This is a genomic window from Acidithiobacillus sp. TH-A36 (assembly GCF_057473445.1).
Genome location: NZ_JBYCKP010000072.1, coordinates 1 through 2,117 on the forward strand (window position 1 = coordinate 1; position 2,117 = coordinate 2,117).

Consider the following 2,117-nt stretch of genomic DNA (forward strand, 5'->3'; position numbering starts at 1 on the left):
ACGGGCTGAATCTGATTCTGATGATAGGCGACACCTACCCAGACCAGAAAAATATCGGCAACAAGAATCATCGGCATGGCAAAAGCACCCAGCCCCCGATTTTTACCCTGGCCTTCGTAATACAGGTAAAAAAGGGTCGTAGTCGTACACAAGAGAACCATCGCATCGTACATGTTGGTTACCGGAATATGTCCCCAGGAGGGATGACCGACGTAAGTCTGCTGCCAACGAATGGCGAGGCCCGCAAAACCCAGAGCTACAGTAATCCAGGCAAAACGATGCCCCCAGTCCCCAGCCGATTGATTACCGCTGAATAAATAACGATAATATCCTATGGCGCTGATCAGTATCGCCCCACTCATCCAGTAAAACATGGCGTTACTTTGGAGCACATAATACAGCAGCGCATTATTTGCGGCTGTGTATCCTGACTGATAAAGCGCCACACCAATCGCCGCAATCCCTATAACGGTCAAAAACAGGATTCTGAAGGCCGGCCAGCGGATTCCAAACCACATCAGGCCCACATACCACAGACCCAAAACAATAAACTGCCACATCCAAAAATCGGCCCGAAACAAATACCAGACCAAAAAAGCACCGATGGTCAGAAAAGCTGCCCATAACTGAGCGGCAAGACGTCCTTCAGCACGCATACCACCAAAGGTCAGTAGGTGTCGGATTTCAGAGCTTTCGGTAGACATATATATACTCCTGCAGATGCTGACAGATTAACCTGATCGTTCAGCATCCATTCACATTAAATGAGTTATCAAGGGCGGTAACCAGGCACATTGATTTTGATGCCATTACTGATGTAGGACATAAAATATTCCAGATTGCGATAATTGACGCTTTCCAGTTTTTGCGGCATCGCACCCACTTTTTTGTCACAGCCCTGGAAACGTTTTTCAAAGGTATTGACTGCTCCCCAAGCGGCCCGATAAGTCGGATAATGCGCACTTTGGCCCAACAATGGAGAAATAATCTGGGCTCGCAGATACTTACCAGCATAAGCCACATGACAGGTCGCGCAACTGAAGTTGAGTTGTCCGCGTTTCATGAAGTAATTGGCCTTCCCTTCTTCAAAGGCTTTAACGGCGCCTGGCCCCTGTACTTTGATATCCACCGGCATACCGTTGGACAGCGAAGTAAAGTAGGTATCCAGAGCAATCATGGAGCCGCTCCCATACTTGAGAGGTTGAAGATGATTTTCAACCCGACAACTATTCAAACGCATCTGAGTCGTGACCACCTGACCGGTTTTGTTGTTAAAATACGGATAACTGGCGGCCACACCTTTGCCGCCATCCTTAAAGCAGGACGCATAGGTTTTCCCGTCTGGAAATTTTTTCTCCCAGGCGGCCTTACCCTGACTGAGCGTCAGATCTCCCGGATTAAACTGAATGGCTTCCTGATATTGTTGATACATTTCCGGGCTGAAGGCGTAACTCCCGAGCGCATATTTTTGCAGGGACATTTTCGGAAATTGTTCCTTGAAATACTGGTGAAAATCCTTGAGGGTTTGTTCAGGACCCACTTTAATATTACCCAGATTCCACCAGACGATCGCTTCTGCACTCCCGGCAACGCCTACCAGACTGATCGCGGCAGCAACTATCAATAATTTTTTCATGATTGTACTCCATATCGGGATAACGATCCTAGCCCTTCAATGACCATAAGTAATCGGCCACCAACTCCATCTGATGATGCGTCAGCACTTTGTTTTTACCAAACTGGGGCATATTGATGTGCGGAATCACCTTTTCCGGGTCATACAAAAAATCTACGAGTTTTTCTTTTGTTTTAAATATGGCCTTAAGGGGCAAGACCGACAGATCGGGACCGACGTTACCTGCCATTGTCCCGCCAGGCAACACATGGCAGGCCAAACAATTACCTTGCGTACGGTTAAATGCAATGGACTTTCCGGCTGCAATATTTTGCGCATTAGTCATAGGTGCAGCCACAGCGACAGTTTCAGATCCTATAAAACCAGCAGCGCATGTTATGACGGCTATGACAACTAGTTTTGATGTTTTCATAACGACCTCCTGTTAAAATTCCCAACACGCGTTAAAAAGGTGTCCCTTCATAGTCTCTCCTGCAATTTA

General features: G+C 47.2%; 2 protein-coding genes and 1 pseudogene. All 3 read right to left on the reverse strand.

The genetic code is table 11. The annotated features are described in order from the left end of the window. Positions 1–704, reverse strand: a pseudogene (locus tag AC2VLY_RS01785) (c-type cytochrome biogenesis protein CcsB); the annotation flags it as partial. Between the two features lie 68 nt (positions 705–772). Continuing rightward, positions 773–1,636: a sulfur oxidation c-type cytochrome SoxA gene (gene soxA, locus AC2VLY_RS01790; RefSeq protein ID WP_486892519.1), complete on the reverse strand. Its 864-nt coding sequence runs from the start codon at positions 1,634–1,636 to the stop codon at positions 773–775. Positions 1,637–1,664: 28 nt separating this feature from the next. Next, on the reverse strand, positions 1,665–2,048 hold the full coding sequence (gene soxX / locus AC2VLY_RS01795) for a sulfur oxidation c-type cytochrome SoxX (RefSeq protein ID WP_486892520.1): 384 nt from the start codon (positions 2,046–2,048) through the stop codon (positions 1,665–1,667). Between the last annotated feature and the right edge of the window lie 69 nt (positions 2,049–2,117).